The following is an 18,269-nucleotide window of genomic DNA, read 5'->3' as shown; positions in this document are numbered from 1 at the left end:
CAGGTTTCCGGCGGCGGCGCGCATATGAACCGGGTTGGCCGGACGATGCAATATTGGAACCCGCATAGCCGTCATTGCGAGGAGCGGAGCGACGAAGCAATCCAGCGATGCAGTGCACGGAGCTCTGGATTGCTTCGCTGCGCTCGCAATGACGGATGTTGAACGGCCGGGTGTCTCAGTCCTGTTCCGACAGCAGCGCCGCGTTGCCGCCGGCGGCCGCAGTGTTGATCGACACCGTCTGCTCCAGCGCGAAGCGCGGCAGATAATGCGGGCCGCCGGCCTTCGGCCCGGTGCCGGACAGGCCCGAGCCGCCGAACGGCTGCGCGCCGACGACGGCGCCGATGATGTTGCGGTTGACGTAGACATTGCCGATCGCCAGCCGGTCGACGATGCGCGCCACGGTGTCGTCGATCCGCGACTGCACGCCGAGCGTCAGCGCGTAGCCGCTGCGTGCGATCGTGGCGAGCACGTCGTCGAGATCGGATGCCTTGTAGCGCACCACATGCAGGATCGGGCCGAACACCTCTTCGGTCAGGTGTGACGCGTCGCGCAGTTCGAAGATATGCGGCGCGACGTAGTTGCCTTGCGTCGGTACTGTGCCTGCGAAATGCGGCGTCGCCTCGCGGCTTATCTTCGCGACATGCGTATCGAGCTTCGCCTTGGCCTCGGCGTCGATCACCGGGCCGACATGGGTCGCCGGATCGCGCGGATCGCCGAGCTTCAATTCGCGGGCGCTGCCGGCGATGATCTCGATCATCCGGTCGGCGACGTCGTCCTGCACGAACAACAGCCGCAGCGCCGAGCAGCGCTGGCCGGCGGAGCGGAACGCCGAGGCCACGACGTCGTCGGCGACCTGCTCGGGCAATGCTGTGGCGTCGACGATCATCGTATTGATGCCGCCGGTCTCGGCGATCAGCGGCACGATCGGGCCGTCCTTCGCGGCCAGTGCGCGGTTGATCGCGCGCGCGACCTCGGTCGAGCCGGTGAACACCACGCCGGCGACGTCGCGATGCGCCACCAGCGCCGCGCCGGTCGCGCCGTCGCCCTGCACGAGCTGCAGCGCATCGCGCGGCACGCCGGATTCGTGCAGCAGCCGCACGGCGGCGTCGGCGATCGCCGGCGTCTGTTCGGCGGGTTTGGCGACCACCGCGTTGCTGGCCATCAGCGCGGCGGTGACTTGGCCGAGAAAGATCGCCAGCGGAAAATTCCACGGCGAGATCGCGACGAACACGCCACGGCCGCGCAGCCGCAGTGTATTGCTCTCGCCGGTCGGGCCGGGCAGGGCGATGCCGTCGCCGAACAGGCGGCGGCCCTCGGCGGCGTAGTAGCGGCAATAATCGATCGCTTCGCGGACCTCGGAGATGCAGTCGTCGAGCGTCTTGCCGGCCTCGTCCTGCAGTAGCGCGATGAAGCTCGCGCGGCGCTGTTCCAGCAGCTCGGCCGCGCGCTCAAGCGCGGCGGCGCGCGCGTCTGCGGGCGTGCGGCTCCAATCCGCGAAGCCGCCGCGCGCAGCGGCGATCGCGGCGGCGGCATCTTCCGGTGTTGTGGGGGTGACGCGCGGCAGCGGCCGGCGCGCCGCGTCGATCTCGCTCACCAGCCGTTGCAGCGCGGCGCGGTCGCCGAATTCGATGCCGCGCGAATTCTGCCGCTGCGGTGAAAATAGATCGCGCGGCAGCGGGATGTTCGGATGGCGGGGGTTGTCCGGCGTCCCGATGATGGCCTCCGGCCGCCGCAGCAACTCTGCCACCGGCACGGTGTCGTCGCCGGCCTGCGCCACGAATGACGAATTGGCGCCGTTCTCCAGCAGCCGCCGCACCAGATAAGCGAGCAGGTCGCGATGGCCGCCGACCGGCGCGTAGATCCGGCACCTCAGCTCGGGATGCTCGGCGCGCAGCCGCGCATACAGCGCCTCGCCCATGCCGTGCAGCCGCTGGAATTCGTAGCCGTCGCTGCCGCCGGCGAGCTCGTGCACGGTCGCGACCGTCAGCGCGTTGTGGCTGGCGAATTGCGGGAAGATCCGCGGCCGCAGGCGCAGGAGCTTGTCGGCGCAATGCTGGTAGTTGAGGTCGGTCATCGCCTTGCGGGTGAACACCGGATAGTCGGGCAGGCCGCGCTCCTGCGCGCGCTTGATCTCGCTGTCCCAATAGGCGCCCTTCACCAGCCGCAGCATCAGCCGGCGATCGAAACGTTGCGCCAGCGCGTCGACATGGTCGATCACAGCCGCCGCGCGTTTCTGATAGGCCTGCACCGCGAGGCCGTAGCCGTCCCAGCCCGCGAGCGACGGATCGGCGAGGCATGCGGCGAACAATTCGAGCGACAGTTCGAGCCGGTCGGCCTCCTCGGCGTCGATGGTGAAGGCGAGGTCGTGGTCCTTGGCTTTGCGCGCAAGGTCGATCAGGCGCGGCGTCAGCTCGCGCAGCACGCGGTCGCGGCTCACCGCCTCGAACCGCGGATGCAGCGCCGACAGTTTCACCGAGATGCCCGGCCGCGCCGGCAATCGCGCATTCCCGGCCGCACGGCCGATCGCCTCGATCGCCTGCGCGTAGGCGGCGAAGTAACGCTCCGCGTCGGCCTGCGTGCGCGCGCCTTCGCCGAGCATGTCGTAGGAATAGCGCACGCCTTCGCTCGCATGCACCTGCGCGCGGGCGAGCGCGTCGCCGATGGTTTCGCCGAGCACGAAATGATTGCCGAGCAGCCGCATCGCCTGCCGCGTCGCCGCGCGCACCGCCGGCGCGCCGATCCGTTTCGCCAGCGCGGCGAGCGTGCCCTGCGGCGTGTCGCCGGCTTGCACCACGCGTGCCGACAGGCCGAGCGCCCAGGCCGAGGCGTTGACCAAGAGCGCGTCGGACTTGATGCGGTGATGCGCGAAGTCGCCCTGGCCGAGGCGGTCCTCGATGAAGGCGTCGGCCGTCGCCGAATCCGGCACCCGCAGCAGCGCTTCGGCCAGCACCATCAGCGCCAGCCCTTCTCTGGTCGACAGCGCGTATTCGCGCAGCATCGCCTCGACGCTGCCGAGCGAGTGATCGCCGGCGCGGATCGCGGCGATCAGTCCGGTGGCGGTCGCGTCGATGCGGGCATCACGCGCGGGGTCGCGCGGCATCGACGCGATCAGCGACGCCGCGAGCGTGGCGTCGTCGGGAGCGTAGGCGGCGTCGAATGCGGGAAGCGGCGAATCAGGCGGCATGATCGGTCCTCGCGAGGAATCCGCAGTGCGGGCGGTGTGTGCGGGACGCATCAGCCGATCCGCAAATACGACGCCGCCCGAATCCAATATTGGCACCGCCGGCCGCTCGCGCTAGCGTCCCGGCGATCAACACGCAGGCAGGGCAGGATGAAGGCAGCAAACACCGGCAGATCGATCGGATGGCGCGGCGTTGCGCTGGCGGTCGCGGGACTTGCTGCCGTGGGCGCGGGCCTCACATCGGCGCGGGCCGATCCGCTCAGCCGGGAGGTGGCGCAACTCTACAGTTCGGTGTCGATCAACCCGCCGTCGGCCTCGGGCATGACGGTGTGCTACGGCTTTGTCTGCCGCCGCCGCCATGAACTGGCCTTCGGCCCCGGCGACCGCGCCGCGCTGTCGCGGATCATGGCCTCGGGCCGGGCCTCGGCCGCAGCCGAACGCACGGCGGTGCAGAAGGCGGTGGTGTGGCTCGATCGAAGGCTCGGTCCGGTGCTCGGCACCGACAAGCGGATCGCCCGCGCCGATTTCCGCTACTTCGACGACAAGCACAATTTCGATTGTTGGGACACCACCCGCAACACCACCAGCCTGCTGCTGGTGATGCAGGGCTGGGGCCTCTTGAAGCATCACAACGTCGGCGATCCGAAATATCGCGGCAACGTGCTGGTGCTGCAGACGCCGCACAATACTGCGGTGCTGGTCGAGCGCGGCAGCGGCGCCCAGTGGGTGGTCGACATGTGGACCCGCGCCTATGCGCAGACGCCGGAAGTGATGCCGGTCGCTCAGTGGGTCAAGCTGGACTGATCGTGAGCTCTTCGACAGGTAAAGTCCCGGCCGCGCCGGCGACCGGGACTCCACGCCTGCAACGTCGGTCGAGACCTCAGTAGCAGATGTTGATGGTGCGCCAGCGCCAGCCGTGCGAGGTCGGCACGCGGCGGGTGACGTAGCAGCTTCCGTAGCCGGCGCCATAGCCGGCGCCGATATAGCCGACGCCGAAGGCGGGTCCGTGGAAGTGGTGGTGATGGCCCCAGCCATGGTGATGCCACTTGCCGCCGCCGGCGGATGCGGAGGTCGGCGCCAGCGCGACGACGCTGAGCGAAGCGGCAGCAAACAGTCCAAGTGCGATCTTGCGAAACATGGTCGTTCTCCTCGAAATGCGCCCGCGGCGCGGTTGTTACTCCATCAAGTCCGGTGGTCGTGGACCTGCCCATCGCACGTTCGTCGCGCTGAAATTCGCGCGGGTTCACGCCGCGTGGCGGCGGATCGGCGAGCGACGGCGGGGAGTGTGCGCTGGATCACATGGAGCGTTCCAGATGCACTGACCCCTCATCCTGAGGAGCCCGGCGAAGTCGGGCGTCTCGAAGGATGGGAGACACGGCAGGACCGGCGGCGCATGGTTCGAGACGGCGCTTCGCGCCTCCTCACCATGAGGCTGTGCCTGTGGTGAGCATCTCTGCGCGCCAGTGCTGATTCCATCGTAGACCGAACGGCTCTCGTCGGAGCGTGGATCGAGCAAGTCGTGGCGACCCCACGCAAGTCATTCCGGGACGCGCCGTCAGGCGCGGACCCGGAATCCCGAGGTTGGCGCATGAGGCGCGATGAACAGCTCGGGATTCCGGGTTCGCGAGCTGTGCTCGCGCCCCGGAATGACGGGTGAGTTGCTTGGTTCCGACCGGCTCTCAGGCGAGCGTCAGTTCGCTGTGATCGAGCGCTGCGGCGAGGTCGCGCGATTGCGCGATCGGGCACACCAGCATCGGTTCGACCCGGCCGCGGATCTCGACCTGCTGGGTCGGCCACGAATCGGCGGCGATGCCCGCGGTCTCGCGCAGTTCGTCGGACAGCAGCGTCTCGCAGCCGAGCGCCTTGGTCATGTCCTGCAGCCGTGCCGCGACGTTGACCGAGTCGCCGAGCGCAGTGAACACCATGTGGTCGCGATAGCCGATCTCGCCGAGGATGACGTCGCCGCCATGGATGCCGATGCCGAAGCGGATCGGCTCGGGCAGGTCGTGGCCGATCAAGCCGTTGAGTTCGTCGACCGCGGCGGCGATCGCGGCGGCGGCGCGGATGGCGTTGCGGCAGGCCTCGCGCGGCGTGTCCTTGAGGCCGAACAGCGCCAGCACGCCGTCGCCGATGAACTGATTGGGCTGGCCGCCGCAAGCGATCACCGCGCGCGACACCGCGCCGAGGAAGCGGTTGACGATGAACACGGTGTCGAACGGCAGCCGCGTCTCGGCGATCTTGGTGGAGCCGCGAAGGTCCACGAACATGCTGACGAGATAGCGTTCCTCGCCGACCTTCATCGCGCGCGCCATGCGCCGCGCCGCCGCGGCGTTGCGCGGCGGAAAGATCGGCATGAAGGAGAGGTCGTGGGTCGGCCGGAGCTGGCAGGCGAGGCGGATCGACGGATCGTCGCCGGCGCCGACGCTGGCGAGCACGAAGGCCTCGCGGCTCGACGGCGCGGGCAGCTCGGCCGGGTCGCCGATCACGCGAATCCGGCAGGTCGAGCAGCGCGCGCGGCCGCCGCAGACGCTGGCATGCGGAATGTTGTGGCGCTCGCTGGCCTCCAGCACGCTGGTGCCCTTCGGCACCCGGATGCTGCGGTCGGTGCCGTAGGTCAGCCGGATCATGCCGCCGCGCCGCTCGTTCAGCCCGCGTACCGCGCGGGCGATCAGCGCCAGCCCGATCAGCCCGAGATAGCCGAACACGAACGCGTCGCCGATCCGGTCGAGCGTCTTCTGCTGATCCAGCGTGCCGAGCTGCTTCACCGACATGTTGGCGTCCTGCCAGCCCGGCGCGGACGCGGCGCGGATGGTGTCGCGGCCGCCCTGGTAGAAGCCGAGCAGCGCCAGCGTCGGGATCAGCACCGCGAGCGCGAGCAGCCACGGCATCGCGCGGCGCGCCGTCGGCTTGATCCGCAGCCAGATGTACAGCCCGATGCAGCCGTGCACCCAGGCGATCAGCAGCACCGCCACCATCAGCCACAGCCGCGAGGTCGGCCAAGCCACCCAGTAGGTGTACAGCACCTGCGGATACAGCTTGTCGATGTCGTACAATACGTTGCTGAGCCGCAGCCCGATCACATGGCTGTAGATCAGCAGCGGCACGCTGAGACCGAGCAGGATCTGCAGCGGCTCGACCGTGCGCCAGCGGAACCGCCGACGCTGCACCAGCACCCACAGGCCGAGCCCGGTATGGACGGTGACCGAACCATAGAACAGGATCGCCACCGGCAGAAACTGCCAGAATGCGAGGTGCCACATCACCCCGGCCTCGAGCGCTTCCGCCGAGATGTTGCCGAGTGCGTGATTGAGGTAGTGGCTGATCAGATAGGCGAACAGCACCAGCCCGCTGAACATCCGGACCTGCCGCAGCCCGATGCCGCGGAGGAATCCCGGCCCGCGCGAACGCTTCACGTTCGCGGTGCGAGGTCGGTCGGTGATCGTTCGCTGGTTCGACACCGACGGGTTGTCGAAGGAATTTTGGCCGCGGTCAACACGCGAGGAGGGACGCCGAGGCGGTGTCGCCAATGTGCAGCCCCGCCGGGTGCGAGAGGTGCACATTCCGGCGAGCCGCATGGCCGTCGCCCCCGCCCTCGCGATGAGCGGCAGAGGAAGCGGGCGGCCGGCGGAACAGGGTCTGCCACGGCTTTGCGCTCCGCGCTCGGAGCCTGCATCGGACCGCTGCGTTCGGCCCCATCTTCACCTTTCAGCCACTGTTGATGTGCAACAACGGACCGGCGCGCGGTGGCCGGTGACGGGCCGGCCATGCCGATGCGCGCATGGGGAATTTCGGATGTTGCGTGGGGTGATGGCCGCTCTCGGCCTTCTGCTGCTGGCCGGCTGCGCCGGCGATGTCGGTCCGAGCGTCGAGGCGCCGTCGATGTACGCCAGCATGGCGCGCGAGGGCGCCAGGGTCGACGGCGTCGCCGCCGCGACGATGATTTCGCAATATCGCCAGAACAACGGGCTCGGCCCGGTTGTGCTCGATCCGGCGCTCACGCGGCTGGCCGAGGAACAGTCGGCCACGATGGCGAGGCGCAACAAGCTCGACCACGACGCCAAGGCGCCGCTGGCGCAGCGGCTCAACGCTTCGGCCTATCCGGCGTCGGTCGCGGTCGAGAACGTCTCGGCCGGCTATCACACGCTCGCGGAGGCGTTCTCCGGCTGGCGCGATTCGCCGCCGCATCGCGCGAACATGCTGAAAGGCGGCGTCACCAAGCTCGGGATCGCCGCGAGCTACGCGCCGAACACCAAATACAAGGTGTTCTGGACGCTGATTCTGGCTTCGACCGAACCGCCGCGATAAAGCGGGCGTGATCGGGATTGACCGGGTGAACGATTGACGCCGTGGATGCGGAGCGCCACGGTGCCCGTCCTGTCTGCGGCGAACCTCATGAATCCCTCCCACCACCATCCCAAACCCGCTTCTCGTCCACGTCGCGTGCTGGTGCTGCAAGGCGGCGGCGCGCTCGGCTCGTATCAGGCCGGCGCCTATCAGGCGCTGTGCCATCACGATTTCGAGCCCGAATGGCTCGCCGGGATTTCGATCGGCGCGATCAATGCGGCGATCATCGCCGGCAATCCGCGCGAGCAGCGCGTCGAGAAGCTGAAGCAGTTCTGGGAGATGGCCTCGTCGCCGGTGCCGTGGCAGCCGATGCTGCACACCGACCACGCGCATTCGCTGTTCAACGAAGCCAGTGCCGCGATGGTCGCAGCGTTCGGCGTGCCCGGCTTCTTCACGCCGCGCTTTCCGCCGGCGCATCTGATGCCGACGGCCGATCCGGAAACGCTGAGCTATTACGACACCAAGCCGCTGCGCGCGACGCTCGAACGCCTGGTGGATTTCGATCTGCTCAACACCAACGGCATCCGGCTCAGCGTCGGTGCCGTCAACATCGTCACGGGGAATTTCGAGTATTTCGACAACACCCGCCAGACGATCGGCCCCGAGCACATCATGGCGTCGGGCGCATTGCCGCCGGGGTTCCCGGCGATCGAGATCGACGGCCATTATTATTGGGACGGCGGCGTCGCCTCCAACACGCCGCTCGACTACGTGCTCGACAGCGAGCAGCGCGACGATCTCTTGATCTTCCAGGTCGACCTGTTCAGCTCCCAAGGCCGGCTGCCGCAAACGCTGCTGGAAGCCGCCGAGCGCGAAAAGGACATCCGCTTCTCCAGCCGCACCCGGCTCAACACCGACAAGAACAAGCAGATCCACAACACCCGCAAGGCGCTGCGCCATCTGATCGACCGGCTGCCGGACGAACTGCGCAACGATCCGGCCTATACGATCCTGCACGAGGCGGCGAAGGAAAATGCCGTCACCGTGGTGCACCTGATCTACCGCAAGCGCGCCCATGAGGCGTCGTCGAAGGACTACGATTTCTCCCGCCTCAACATGATCGAGCACTGGAAATCCGGCGAGCAGGATGTCTATGTCTCGATGCGCCACCAGGAGTGGCAGAGCGGTCCGCAGGACGGCGACACCATGGTGACCTGGGACCTCACCCGGGATGCGATCAAATAGCGGCCGGTCCGGCCGCTGTCCAAACGATCGAACAGGAGCAGATGATGACGAATCTCACGGGCAAGACCGCGGTCGTGACCGGATCGACCTCGGGCATCGGGCTCGCTTATGCGCGCGCCTTCGCCAAGGCCGGCGCCAATGTCGTGATCAATGGCATGGGCGAGGCCGATGCGATCGAGAAGGAGCGCAAGGCGATCGAGACCGACTTCGCCGTGAAGGCGGTGTATTCGCCGGCCGACATGCTGAAGCCCGCCGAGATCGCCGAGATGGTCGCGCTCGGCGAGAAGAGCTTCGGCTCGGTCGACATTCTGGTCAACAATGCCGGCATCCAGTTCGTCTCGCCGGTCGAGGATTTTCCGATCGAGAAGTGGGACGCGATCATCGGCATCAACCTGTCGTCGGCGTTCCACGGCATCCGCGCCGCGGTGCCGGGCATGAAGAAGCGCGGCTGGGGCCGCATCATCAACACCGCCTCGGCCCACTCGCTGGTCGCCTCGCCGTTCAAGTCGGCCTATGTCGCCGCCAAGCACGGCATCGCCGGCCTGACCAAGACGGTGGCGCTCGAAGTCGCGACCCACAAGATCACCTGCAACTGCATTTCGCCGGGCTACGTCTGGACGCCGCTGGTCGAAAAGCAGATCCCCGACACCATGAAGGCGCGCGGTCTGACCAAGGAGCAGGTGATCAACGACGTGCTGTTGCTGGCGCAGCCGACAAAGCAGTTCGTCACGTCCGAGCAGGTCGCAGCCCTCGCGGTCTATCTGTGCGGCGACGACGCCAGCCAGATCACCGGCGCCAATCTGTCGATGGACGGCGGCTGGACCGCGGCGTAGGGGCGCTTTCTCGCGCGTATGTTATTACGCGCGGCGCTGTCACATCACCTGCCGTCACCCTCCGCGAAAGCGGAGGGCCCAGTATTCCAGTGCGATGTGGCCCTGGGATACTGGATCGCCGGTCGAGCCGGGCGACGACGGAGCGGAAGCGGGAAGGCTGGGAAACTCGTCGCTACTCTTCGGGACCTGGCGGACGACGTGAGGTGTGCCGGATGTGCAAGATCTCGATCTGGCCCAGCTCGATCCGATAGAAAATTCGAAACGGATAGCGGACCACCGCGACGGTCCGGACCGCGGATCGCTGCGAAACGCGAGGTGCGGATTCGGGCGCCGTTGCGATCCGCTGAACGACATCCTCGATCCGTCGCCCGATCGATCGGGCCACCGTCGGGCTCGCATTCGAGGTGTAGTATTCAGCGGCCCGAAGCAAATCGGCGATAGCCTGCCGAGAGTAGACGACTTTCACAGCCGAAATTTGGCGAACGCCGCAGCGACCTCGTCGTCGCTCGCCCGCTCGCCCCGATCGAGTGAGGCCGTTGCGGCGTCGATCACGCGCAGCTCGTCATCGCTCGCGGAATATTCGTGCGCCTGCAATTCGCCTTCGATCTGTTCGGCGATGGCGGCGAGTTCTTCTCGCGCCGCTTCGGGCCAGTTCTCGGCACGTTCGATCAGGGCTTTGAGATCTGCACTCATGGCGGGCAGACTAGCACGCACCCCCCTTCCGAGCCAGCCGGAGCTTCTCCCTCAGCCCCTCTTCCCGAACGCCAGCACATGCAGTCCGAGACGTTTGCGGACGATCCAGAACAGCAGCACGGTCTCGAAGGTGAGCGCTGCCGAGGTCGCGGCTGCGGCGCCGTAGCCCCCGAAGCGCGGCACCAGCACGAGGCACAGCGCGAGGTTGACCGCGAACGCCAGGGCGTAGGCCAGCGCGCACATGTTCTGGTGGCCGAGCATGTTCAGCAATCGCTCGACCGGGCCGATCGCGGCGCGGACCATCAGGCCGATCGCGGCGACGAACATGATGCCGTAGCCTTGCGTGAATTGCGGGCCGAACAGCCACAGCAGCGGCTTGCCGAGCGCGAGCAGCACCAGGGTCGCCGCCAGCGATGGCCAGAACGTCCAGGCGATCGCATGCTTCACATAGGCCGCGAGACGATCCTTGTCGCCGGCGGCGTGATATTCGGTGAAGCGGTGCGCGGTGGTCGCCGACATCGCGTAGTGGATGAACGACACCAGCGCCAGCGTCTTCACCACCGCGTAGTAGACGCCGACCTCCTCGGCCGAGCGGAATTGCTGCAGCACCAGCACATCCGTATAGGACAGCAGCAGATAGAAGCTCTCGACCAGCAGGATCGGCAGCGAGGTGGCGAGCCAGCCGCGGACATCGTAGGCGCGCGGGCCGCTCGCGACATGGCCGGCGAGCCGCCGGTTCAGCGCGACCATCTGCCCGATCATCGCCAGCCACACCGCAGCGCAGCTCGCCGCCATCGCGGCGACCGCGCCGAGCTGGAAGCCGAGCACGAACAGGCCGGCGGTGAAGCCGATGATCAGCGCCTGGCGAATGATGAACTGCGGCATCAGGCCGAGCTTCATCCAGTCGTGCGAGCGGGCGATGCCGTCCTGGGTATTGGCGACCACGAAGGCAGGCAGCGTCAGGCAGCCGAGATACAGCGGCAGCACGGTCGCGGGGTCGATCGACGACGACAGCGCCCACACCAACGCCGCCAGCGCCAGCGACACCAGGCTGGAGGCCGCCAGCGTTCCCCAGCGGCTGCCGGAAAGGAAACCCCGCAGCCGGTCGAGGTCGCCGCTGGCGCGGTATTCCGGAATGATCTTCTGGGCGGAGGCGGAGATGCCGAAGTCGAGCATCGAGCCGAGCAGCAGAACCCAGGTCCAGACGTAGACATAGACGCCGTAATCGGAGGTGCCCATCCAGCGCGCCAGCAGGATCTGCGCGCCATAGGCCATCGCGGCGCTGACGACGCGGATCAGGAAGATCGTGCCGGCGAGGCGATTGGTCAGCGAGCGTTCGTTCGAACTGCCGAACAGGGCTGCGAGGCGCGTCTTCAACCCGGCGAGCGGCGATGATGCCGGTGGATCATCCATGACAGCCAAAGCGACCCCCGAATGGCCGGGCCGCGGGCGGCCACGGTAGCCTGATCCCTTTAGCAACCAGATGTTAAGATTGGGTTGGGCGGCCCGGCAGCCGCCAACGTGAATAATTCGCAAAAACACCCCGCCGGCAGTATAGGCTGGAACCGGGAACTGGCCCTTTCGTTGACGGTCAGCCGACACGCGCGGCGTCGCGCCTCGTCGTGATCGGTCAGGTTTCCTGTTACCACTCAGCGCGCAAGGCAGGATATTATCGATGCCCAAGCTTACTCCGAAGATGGTCGGTCTGTTCGCGGCCGCTGGTCTGGCTGCGATCATCGTCGCCGCTGTCGTGAACGCGATCATGCACAAGGCGTTCGGCTTCTCGCCGAATGCGGTCCGCGAAGGTGCGCTCAATGTCGCGAGTCTCGTCGTTGCGTTTCTGCTGGTCGCAGGGATCGGCCGTCGGCAGAAGGACGAGCGCTGAGGGATCGAGTCCGGATCATCAGAGTGGTGTCCGTCATTTCACGGACAACCTTCGTTATTGGCTCTGCGTGAGTAGTACATTGGTAGGTCGATCTGAGGAAATATGCCGCGATCGGATGAATCGCGCATTCGTCGAGCGAACTAACTCTTAAGAGCCTGGCTCGTATTTGTTCGAGGCCGGGACATCGTATGTCCGGGTTGATGATTTGCAGCCGGATATTGCCCGTGAAACAGATCGCCTCGCCGACCCAAGTCGAAGTCTTCTTCGACGCCGACGATATCATCGTCTCCAAGACCGATCTCAAAGGCCGTATCACCTACGCCAACAAGGTGTTCACCGACATCTGCGGCTACAGCGAAGCCGAACTGATCGGCCAGCCGCATTCGATCGTTCGTCACCCCGACATGCCGCGCTGCGTCTTCAAGCTGCTGTGGGACACGCTGGCGGAAGGCCGCGAGATCTTCGCTTATGTCAAGAACATGACGCGTCGCGGTGATTTCTATTGGGTGTTCGCCCATGTCACGCCGTCGTTCGACGCGGCCAAACAGGTGGTCGGCTATCACTCCAATCGCCGCGTGCCGGATCGCCGCGTGATCTCTGCACTGGCGCCGGTCTATGCCGAGCTGAGCGAGGTTGAAAAGCGTCATCGCAACGGCAAGGACGGACTCGCCGCCGGCACGCAACATCTGCTCGATTTCGTCAAAGCGAAGAATGTCCCCTATGATCAGCTCGTCTTCTCTCTCTAGCGCGGCCGTCTGCCTCGGCGGCATCGTCGTCTCCGCCCTGACGGCGGCGGCCGGCTTGCTGATCGGCGTGCCGGTGCTGCTGCCGATCGGCCTCGTCGCGACGCTGGCGTTCGCCGCACTGCTCGGCCTGATGCTGCTGCGGCTCGACCGGACCTTGGCGAATCTGGCTGCGGTCTGTCGGCGCATCGCCGACGGCGATTTCGAGGCGCGGGTCATCGGCAGCCGCGAGGGCGGCCGGATCGGCGCGCTGCATCACGTCTTCAACGACATGATCGACCGCTGCGACGCCTTCGTGCGCGAGGCCAGCGCGGCGATGGGCGCGATTCGTGACGACAAATACTATCGTCACATCCTGCCGGCGGGGTTGCGCGGCTCGCTGCTGATCGCCAGCCGGACGATCAACGACGCCATGCAGGCGATCGAGACGCGGGTCGCGGCCTTCAACGCCAACACCGCCGAATTCGAAGGCACGATCGGTGCGGTGATCGACACGGTGTCGTCGGCGTCGAACAATATGGGCTCGACCGCGGGCAGCCTCAATCTCGGCGTCGCCGCGACGCGCGAGCGCACGCTGGCGGTGTCGGCCGCTTCGGAACAGGCCTCGACCAATATGGAGACGGTCGCGGCGGCGACCACGGAGCTAACCGCGTCGGCCAACGAAATCCTCGGTAGCGTCAATCGCTCGGCCATGATCGCCAAGACGGCGGTCGGCGCCTCGGATCATGCGCGCGAGACGGTCGGCAGCCTGTCGACCGCGACCGAGCGGATCGGCACCATCGTTCAACTGATCGAGGAGATCGCCTCGCAGACCAATCTGCTGGCGCTGAACGCCACGATCGAGGCCGCGCGCGCCGGCGAGGCGGGCAGGGGCTTCTCGGTAGTGGCGCAGGAGGTCAAATCGCTCGCCGCGCAGACCGCCAAGGCGACCCATGACATCTCCGTCAGCATTGCCGAAGTGCAGGAGACCACCCGCGCCGCGGTCGACGCCATCTCGGGCATCGGCCAGAGCATCGGCGAGGTCGACGCCATCACCCGTCAGGTGGCGGTGGCGGTCGAGGCGCAGACCGCGGCGACCAGCGAGGTCGCCCGCAACATCGAGCAGGCCTTCGCCGGCATCCGCGACATCTCGTTCAACATCCAGAGCGTCAGCGTCAACGTCGCCGAAACCGAGCAGCACGCCGGAACCACATTGACCGCGTCGGGCTCGCTGGCGCAGCAGGCGACCACGCTCGGCGACGCGGTGCGGGACTTCCTGCGCTCGCTGCGGCGGGACGAAACCTCGCGCCGCGCGGCTTGATCGTTCCACGGATAGCGGATCGGCGGAGACGCGTGTAGGTGGGATCCGCTCCTCAGCTTACCAAAATTTCACGAAGATGAACCCGTCCGTCAGCGCTCGTTCAGCTGAAACCTCCCATGGTGTCAGCAGTTTAGAGCTGGATTGAAGGAGGTTGATCCGATGACACTCAAACTCGCCATTGCAGCCGCTGCGGCCCTCGGGGCTGTTGCGCTGGCGCCGGGCGTCGCATCCGCGGCGATGCCGAATGGTCTTCCGAATCAGGCCAACGCTGTCGGCAGCCAGTCCGCGAACATCGATCAGGTGCGCTATGTTTGCGATCCCTGGGGCCGTTGCGTCTGGCGTCCGAACTACTACGGCGCCTACGGCTATTACGGCCCGCGGCGTTACTACGGACCCCCGCGCTTCTACGGCGGTCCGCGCTTCTACGGCCGCCCGGGCTGGCACGGCGGGCGGCGCTGGTAACCCCTCTGCACATTGGATGGATCGCGGGGCCTTCGGGCCCCGTTGCCCTGTGCGGACTCGCCTACGGTTGCGACGCGGCCTGTTCGGCGCGCACTTCACTGACATCGACCCATTCGGCGCCGACCAACTCCGCCATCCGCCGCGGCGCGATCCGCACCGCGCTGTGGGTCGAGCCCGCCGCCGGCACCACGACGTCGAACGCCTGCAGCGAGACGTCGCAATAGATCGGCAGCGGATCCTTCAGGCCGAACGGACAGACGCCGCCGACTTCATGGCCGGTGAGATCGGCGACTTCGTGGACGCCGAGCATCTTCGGCTTGCCGCCGAACGCCGCTTTGGCCTTCTTGTTGTCCAGCCGTGCGGTGCCGCTGGTCACCACCAGTACGACACGGTCTCCGACCCGCAGCGACAGCGTTTTGGCGATCTGCTCCGGCGGCACGCCGTAGGCCTCCGCGGCGAGCGGCACCGTGGCCGAGCTCTTGTCGGATTCCTCGACGGCGATGTCGGGGGCGTGTGCGGCGAACCAGGCGCGGACGGATTCGAGACTCATGCGGTCACAACCTCCGAAAGCTCCGACAGCGAGGCGATCCGGTAATCCGGTTCGAAACCGAGCACGTCCATCTGCGTGCGGAGCGCCTTGAATATCGTCAGCGGCGGCAGCGGTCCGGAGCGGGCCAACTCACGCGCCATCGTCTCGCGGCTGACACGCTCGATCCAGGCGACGGTGAAGCCGAAGGCTTTGGCGCCGGCGACGTCCCACGGGTTGGACGACACGAACAGCACTTCGCGCGGTGTCACGCCGAGCCGGGTCTCGGCGAGCGCATAGGCGGCCGGATCGGGTTTGAAAACCTTGGCCGCATCGACGCTGATGACGTCGTCGAGCAGGCCGTCGAGGCCGGTGTTCCTGGTCAACGCGCCGAGCATGTCGGGGCTGCCGTTCGACAGGATCGCGAGCTTGCGCCCGCGTAGCGCGGTCAGCGCCGCGACCGCGTCGGGATAGGGATCGAGATGCAGATATTTGTCGAAGATCCGCCGGGGCGCCGCGCCGCCATCGTCGAGCCCGAGGCAGTCCAGCGTGTAGGCCAGCGAGTCCCGGGTGACGACGCCGAAATCTTCGTACGTGCCCATCAGCGACCGCAGCCACGTGTATTCGAGCTGCTTGATTCGCCAAACCTGGGTGATCACATCGCCGTAGCCGGGAAACGCCTGCTCGGTGACGGATGCGACCGACTGGATGTCGTACAGCGTGCCGTAGGCATCGAACACGACGGCTTTGATGGTCATAGGGGGTCTCGGTAGTTGCTGCGATTTCGCTGGTAGGGCGACGCTATCGCAGTGGTCGAGCGATGAGAAGCGCGGGCGCCGTTGCTTCGGGAAGCGGTGCAAGGATTGCGGCGGGCTCCCTCGCCCCGCTCTTGCGGGGAGAGGGGTGGGGTGAGGGGCGACGCGAGTCGCTGCGGCTCGGCTGCGGCGAAGCGCCCCCTCACTCGGCATGCATCTGACGATGCATGCCGACCTCTCCCCGCGCGCGGGGAGAGGTGACAAGCTCAGATCCCCAGCAGCTTGCGGGCGTTCTGCTTCAACACTTTCGGGCGAACCTCGTCGCGGATCTCGAGCTTGGCGAAATCGGCGAGCCAGCGGTCCGGCGTGATCACCGGCCAGTCCGAGCCGAACAGCATTTTGTCCTGCAGCAGGCCGTTGATGTAGCGCACCAGAATCGGCGGGAAGTATTTCGGCGACCATCCCGACAGATCGATATAGACGTTGGGCTTGTGGGTCGCGACCGACAGCGCTTCTTCCTGCCAGGGGAACGAGGGATGCGCGAGGATGATCTTCATGTCGGGGAAGTCGACCGCGACGTCGTCCATGTACATCGGGTTGGAGTATTTCAGCCGCATTCCCATGCCGCCCGGCATGCCGGAGCCGACGCCGGTCTGGCCGGTGTGGAACAGCGCGATCGCGCCGCCTTCCTGGATCGCTTCATACAGCGGATAAGCCAGCCGGTCGTTGGGATAGAAGCCCTGCATCGTCGGGTGAAACTTGAAGCCCTTGATGCCGTAGTCCTTGATCAGCCGCCGCGCTTCGCGCACCCCGAGCTTGCCCTTGTGCGGATCGATCGAGGCGAACGGAATCAGTACGTCGGAATTGGCCCGCGTGACCTCGATCATCTCGTCGTTGTTGTAGCGGCGGAAGCCGGTCTCGCGCTCGGCGTCGACCGGGAAGATCACCGCGGCGATCTTCTTGGCGCGATAATAGGCTGCGGTTTCCGGCACGGTCGGCGGATGCTTGTTCGGGGAGCCGAAATACTCGGCCATCCGTGCCTGGAAATCGTCGTAACCGTCGTCGCCGTGGCAGCCGCACGGCTCCTCGGCATGGGTGTGGATATCGATGGCGACGAGATCGTCGGGATTGAGCATCGGGGCGTTTCCTTGGCCTTCTTGGCGGGGCGGGAGAATTGATTATGGTCTATAACTATTTTTCGGAGCTGTGAAGCCGCCGGATCGGCGGCCCGACCACCGGATGAGGGACTGGTTCGCCTGCAGGCCAGCGCGATCGGCCGATCCGGCATTTTCCCTGCGGAAACGGTGCCTTTGGCCGTCCGGTTCGATTGACAGGCCGGGCTGCCCTCGTTAGAAAACGACCGTCCCGGGCGGAGTGCCGCCGGCGGGAAAGGTATGTTTTACACCTTCGGCCAGTCCCAAACGGCCTTTCAAACAGTCAGGATAGACCCATGAAGGTCCGTAACTCGCTGAAATCGCTGCGCTCCCGCCATCGCGACAACCGCCTCGTGCGGCGCAAGGGCCGGCTCTACGTGATCAACAAGGTGCAGCGCCGCTTCAAGGCCCGCCAGGGTTGATCGTTACCGGGACCGCGCGCGGCTGAGCATTTGCCGGCCGCCGGTCGTATTACCATCACGCCTGTGTGACGCACGCGCTGCTTTGCAGCGCGTTGTCCTGCGTCTAGACTTCGCGGATGGCCCCTGGTTTGACCTTCCGCCGATTCCTGCCTTGCGCGGCCCTGCTGGCCGCGCTGCTGCCGCTCGCCGCGCATGCCCAGGCGCCCGAATCGCCCAGGAACGCGCCGCCCAAGCATTCCCTCGACAAGCCGCTGGAACAGCCGCCATCGCCGCCGGCGAAGCTCCCCCGCGTCGTCGGTGATCCGGCCAAGGGCCTGGAGTTCCTGTTCGGCGCGCTGAAGGCCGCGCCCGACGAGGCCAGCGCCAAGCATGTCGAGGCGCGGATCTGGGCGCTGTGGAGCCAGACCTCCAGCGACACCACGGCGCTGCTGATGTCGCGTGCGAAGGTCGCGATCGAGGCCAAGCAGTTCGACGTCGCGGTGAAGCTGCTCGACGCGGTGGTGAAGCTGCGGCCGGACTATCTCGAGGGCTGGAATCGCCGCGCCACGATCTTCTATCTGCAGAATGAATATGCCCGCTCGCTTGGCGATATCGAGCAGGTGCTGGCGCGCGAGCCGCGCCATTTCGGCGCGCTGGCCGGGCTCGGCATGATCATGCAGGAACTCGGCGACGACAAGCGCGCGCTCGATGCCTTCCGCAAGGCGCTGGCGATCAATCCGCATCTCGATAAGGTGCCCGACCTGGTGAAGACCCTGACCGAAAAGGTCGAGGGCCGCGATATCTGAG

General features: G+C 66.7%; 19 protein-coding genes. 10 read left to right on the top strand and 9 right to left on the bottom strand.

The window, feature by feature from the left end; translation table 11 throughout:
- Window positions 1-175: 175 nt before the first annotated feature.
- Window positions 176-3,184 carry a bifunctional proline dehydrogenase/L-glutamate gamma-semialdehyde dehydrogenase PutA gene (putA, locus tag SR870_RS12975; RefSeq protein WP_322513972.1) on the bottom strand — a complete coding sequence of 1,003 codons (3,009 nt, stop codon included), beginning with the start codon at window positions 3,182-3,184 and terminating at the stop codon, window positions 176-178.
- A 147-nt stretch (window positions 3,185-3,331) separates the two neighbouring features.
- Here putA and SR870_RS12970 point away from each other — a divergent pair, with 147 nt between their 5' ends.
- Window positions 3,332-3,985 (top strand): hypothetical protein, encoded by a 654-nt coding sequence (locus tag SR870_RS12970; protein ID WP_322513971.1) that lies wholly within the window; start codon window positions 3,332-3,334, stop codon window positions 3,983-3,985.
- A gap of 76 nt (window positions 3,986-4,061) precedes the next feature.
- Here SR870_RS12970 and SR870_RS12965 read toward each other — a convergent pair whose 3' ends face one another.
- Window positions 4,062-4,319, bottom strand: a complete 258-nt coding sequence (locus tag SR870_RS12965) for a hypothetical protein (protein ID WP_322513970.1) — start codon at window positions 4,317-4,319, stop codon at window positions 4,062-4,064.
- Window positions 4,320-4,860: 541 nt separating this feature from the next.
- On the bottom strand, window positions 4,861-6,537 hold the full coding sequence (locus tag SR870_RS12960) for an adenylate/guanylate cyclase domain-containing protein (protein WP_416221165.1): 1,677 nt from the start codon (window positions 6,535-6,537) through the stop codon (window positions 4,861-4,863).
- A 436-nt stretch (window positions 6,538-6,973) separates the two neighbouring features.
- Between SR870_RS12960 and SR870_RS12955 the strand changes: the two genes are divergently transcribed.
- The 3 genes from SR870_RS12955 (at window position 6,974) to SR870_RS12945 (ending at window position 9,543) form a co-directional block, all read left to right on the top strand.
- On the top strand, window positions 6,974-7,486 hold the full coding sequence (locus tag SR870_RS12955) for a CAP domain-containing protein (protein ID WP_322513968.1): 513 nt from the start codon (window positions 6,974-6,976) through the stop codon (window positions 7,484-7,486).
- Window positions 7,487-7,573: 87 nt separating this feature from the next.
- Entirely contained in the window at window positions 7,574-8,710 is a 1,137-nt protein-coding gene (locus SR870_RS12950; RefSeq protein ID WP_322513967.1) for a patatin-like phospholipase family protein, read from the top strand.
- A gap of 44 nt (window positions 8,711-8,754) precedes the next feature.
- Window positions 8,755-9,543 (top strand): 3-hydroxybutyrate dehydrogenase, encoded by a 789-nt coding sequence (locus SR870_RS12945; RefSeq protein WP_322513966.1) that lies wholly within the window; start codon window positions 8,755-8,757, stop codon window positions 9,541-9,543.
- A gap of 172 nt (window positions 9,544-9,715) precedes the next feature.
- On the opposite strand, the gene SR870_RS12940 is transcribed toward SR870_RS12945, so the two are convergent.
- From SR870_RS12940 to SR870_RS12930, 3 genes are read right to left on the bottom strand one after another with little or no spacing between them, the layout of a single operon-like run.
- Window positions 9,716-10,009: a type II toxin-antitoxin system RelE/ParE family toxin gene (locus SR870_RS12940; RefSeq protein WP_322513965.1), complete on the bottom strand. Its 294-nt coding sequence runs from the start codon at window positions 10,007-10,009 to the stop codon at window positions 9,716-9,718.
- Window positions 10,006-10,236: a hypothetical protein gene (locus SR870_RS12935; protein ID WP_322513964.1), complete on the bottom strand. Its 231-nt coding sequence runs from the start codon at window positions 10,234-10,236 to the stop codon at window positions 10,006-10,008. The genes SR870_RS12940 and SR870_RS12935 overlap by 4 nt, the downstream gene beginning before the upstream one ends.
- A 51-nt stretch (window positions 10,237-10,287) precedes the next feature.
- A complete protein-coding gene (locus SR870_RS12930; protein WP_322513963.1) occupies window positions 10,288-11,649 on the bottom strand; it encodes a lipopolysaccharide biosynthesis protein in 1,362 nt (453 codons plus the stop codon).
- 262 nt (window positions 11,650-11,911) lie between these two features.
- Between SR870_RS12930 and SR870_RS12925 the strand changes: the two genes are divergently transcribed.
- The 4 genes from SR870_RS12925 to SR870_RS12910 all read left to right on the top strand — a co-directional run bounded on the left by SR870_RS12925 (window position 11,912) and on the right by SR870_RS12910 (window position 14,626).
- Window positions 11,912-12,121, top strand: coding sequence for a hypothetical protein (locus SR870_RS12925; RefSeq protein ID WP_322513962.1), 210 nt, complete (start codon window positions 11,912-11,914; stop codon window positions 12,119-12,121).
- A 188-nt stretch (window positions 12,122-12,309) separates the two neighbouring features.
- Window positions 12,310-12,867 (top strand): PAS domain-containing protein, encoded by a 558-nt coding sequence (locus SR870_RS12920; protein WP_322513961.1) that lies wholly within the window; start codon window positions 12,310-12,312, stop codon window positions 12,865-12,867.
- Window positions 12,842-14,164, top strand: coding sequence for a HAMP domain-containing methyl-accepting chemotaxis protein (locus SR870_RS12915; RefSeq protein ID WP_322513960.1), 1,323 nt, complete (start codon window positions 12,842-12,844; stop codon window positions 14,162-14,164). The genes SR870_RS12920 and SR870_RS12915 overlap by 26 nt, the downstream gene beginning before the upstream one ends.
- Before the next feature lie 159 nt (window positions 14,165-14,323).
- Window positions 14,324-14,626, top strand: coding sequence for a hypothetical protein (locus tag SR870_RS12910; RefSeq protein ID WP_322513959.1), 303 nt, complete (start codon window positions 14,324-14,326; stop codon window positions 14,624-14,626).
- A gap of 61 nt (window positions 14,627-14,687) precedes the next feature.
- On the opposite strand, the gene SR870_RS12905 is transcribed toward SR870_RS12910, so the two are convergent.
- The 3 genes from SR870_RS12905 to SR870_RS12895 form a co-directional block, all read right to left on the bottom strand.
- Window positions 14,688-15,176 carry a YbaK/EbsC family protein gene (locus tag SR870_RS12905; protein ID WP_322513958.1) on the bottom strand — a complete coding sequence of 163 codons (489 nt, stop codon included), beginning with the start codon at window positions 15,174-15,176 and terminating at the stop codon, window positions 14,688-14,690.
- On the bottom strand, window positions 15,173-15,910 hold the full coding sequence (locus SR870_RS12900; protein WP_322513957.1) for a haloacid dehalogenase type II: 738 nt from the start codon (window positions 15,908-15,910) through the stop codon (window positions 15,173-15,175). Before SR870_RS12900 ends, SR870_RS12905 begins: the two co-directional genes overlap by 4 nt.
- 263 nt (window positions 15,911-16,173) lie before the next feature.
- Complete coding sequence (locus SR870_RS12895) at window positions 16,174-17,043, bottom strand: amidohydrolase family protein (RefSeq protein ID WP_322513956.1); 870 nt, start codon at window positions 17,041-17,043, stop codon at window positions 16,174-16,176.
- Window positions 17,044-17,357: 314 nt separating this feature from the next.
- On the opposite strand from SR870_RS12895, the gene ykgO reads away from it, so the two are divergent.
- Together ykgO and SR870_RS12885 are read left to right on the top strand one after the other, a co-directional pair.
- Window positions 17,358-17,483 carry a type B 50S ribosomal protein L36 gene (gene ykgO, locus SR870_RS12890; RefSeq protein ID WP_054164123.1) on the top strand — a complete coding sequence of 42 codons (126 nt, stop codon included), beginning with the start codon at window positions 17,358-17,360 and terminating at the stop codon, window positions 17,481-17,483.
- 116 nt (window positions 17,484-17,599) lie between these two features.
- Window positions 17,600-18,268 carry a tetratricopeptide repeat protein gene (locus SR870_RS12885; protein WP_322513955.1) on the top strand — a complete coding sequence of 223 codons (669 nt, stop codon included), beginning with the start codon at window positions 17,600-17,602 and terminating at the stop codon, window positions 18,266-18,268.
- Window position 18,269 lies beyond the last annotated feature (1 nt).

It is taken from the genome of Rhodopseudomonas palustris (assembly GCF_034479375.1).
In the GTDB taxonomy this organism is placed as follows: domain Bacteria; phylum Pseudomonadota; class Alphaproteobacteria; order Rhizobiales; family Xanthobacteraceae; genus Rhodopseudomonas; species Rhodopseudomonas palustris_M.
Note: the sequence above shows the minus strand (reverse complement) of the source record. Positions and strands in the feature narration are given on the sequence as shown.

What these genes read in the sequence shown, in the direction of transcription:
- putA (WP_322513972.1), bottom strand. Translation starts at nt 3,184, where the DNA reads ATGCCGCCTGATTCGCCGCTTCCCGCATTCGACGCCGCCTACGCTCCC.
- SR870_RS12970 (WP_322513971.1), top strand. Translation starts at nt 3,332, where the DNA reads ATGAAGGCAGCAAACACCGGCAGATCGATCGGATGGCGCGGCGTTGCG.
- SR870_RS12965 (WP_322513970.1), bottom strand. Translation starts at nt 4,319, where the DNA reads ATGTTTCGCAAGATCGCACTTGGACTGTTTGCTGCCGCTTCGCTCAGC.
- SR870_RS12960 (WP_416221165.1), bottom strand. Translation starts at nt 6,537, where the DNA reads ATGTTCAGCGGGCTGGTGCTGTTCGCCTATCTGATCAGCCACTACCTC.
- SR870_RS12955 (WP_322513968.1), top strand. Translation starts at nt 6,974, where the DNA reads ATGTTGCGTGGGGTGATGGCCGCTCTCGGCCTTCTGCTGCTGGCCGGC.
- SR870_RS12950 (WP_322513967.1), top strand. Translation starts at nt 7,574, where the DNA reads ATGAATCCCTCCCACCACCATCCCAAACCCGCTTCTCGTCCACGTCGC.
- SR870_RS12945 (WP_322513966.1), top strand. Translation starts at nt 8,755, where the DNA reads ATGACGAATCTCACGGGCAAGACCGCGGTCGTGACCGGATCGACCTCG.
- SR870_RS12935 (WP_322513964.1), bottom strand. Translation starts at nt 10,236, where the DNA reads ATGAGTGCAGATCTCAAAGCCCTGATCGAACGTGCCGAGAACTGGCCC.
- SR870_RS12930 (WP_322513963.1), bottom strand. Translation starts at nt 11,649, where the DNA reads ATGGATGATCCACCGGCATCATCGCCGCTCGCCGGGTTGAAGACGCGC.
- SR870_RS12925 (WP_322513962.1), top strand. Translation starts at nt 11,912, where the DNA reads ATGCCCAAGCTTACTCCGAAGATGGTCGGTCTGTTCGCGGCCGCTGGT.
- SR870_RS12920 (WP_322513961.1), top strand. Translation starts at nt 12,310, where the DNA reads ATGTCCGGGTTGATGATTTGCAGCCGGATATTGCCCGTGAAACAGATC.
- SR870_RS12915 (WP_322513960.1), top strand. Translation starts at nt 12,842, where the DNA reads ATGATCAGCTCGTCTTCTCTCTCTAGCGCGGCCGTCTGCCTCGGCGGC.
- SR870_RS12910 (WP_322513959.1), top strand. Translation starts at nt 14,324, where the DNA reads ATGACACTCAAACTCGCCATTGCAGCCGCTGCGGCCCTCGGGGCTGTT.
- SR870_RS12905 (WP_322513958.1), bottom strand. Translation starts at nt 15,176, where the DNA reads ATGAGTCTCGAATCCGTCCGCGCCTGGTTCGCCGCACACGCCCCCGAC.
- SR870_RS12900 (WP_322513957.1), bottom strand. Translation starts at nt 15,910, where the DNA reads ATGACCATCAAAGCCGTCGTGTTCGATGCCTACGGCACGCTGTACGAC.
- SR870_RS12895 (WP_322513956.1), bottom strand. Translation starts at nt 17,043, where the DNA reads ATGCTCAATCCCGACGATCTCGTCGCCATCGATATCCACACCCATGCC.
- ykgO (WP_054164123.1), top strand. Translation starts at nt 17,358, where the DNA reads ATGAAGGTCCGTAACTCGCTGAAATCGCTGCGCTCCCGCCATCGCGAC.
- SR870_RS12885 (WP_322513955.1), top strand. Translation starts at nt 17,600, where the DNA reads ATGGCCCCTGGTTTGACCTTCCGCCGATTCCTGCCTTGCGCGGCCCTG.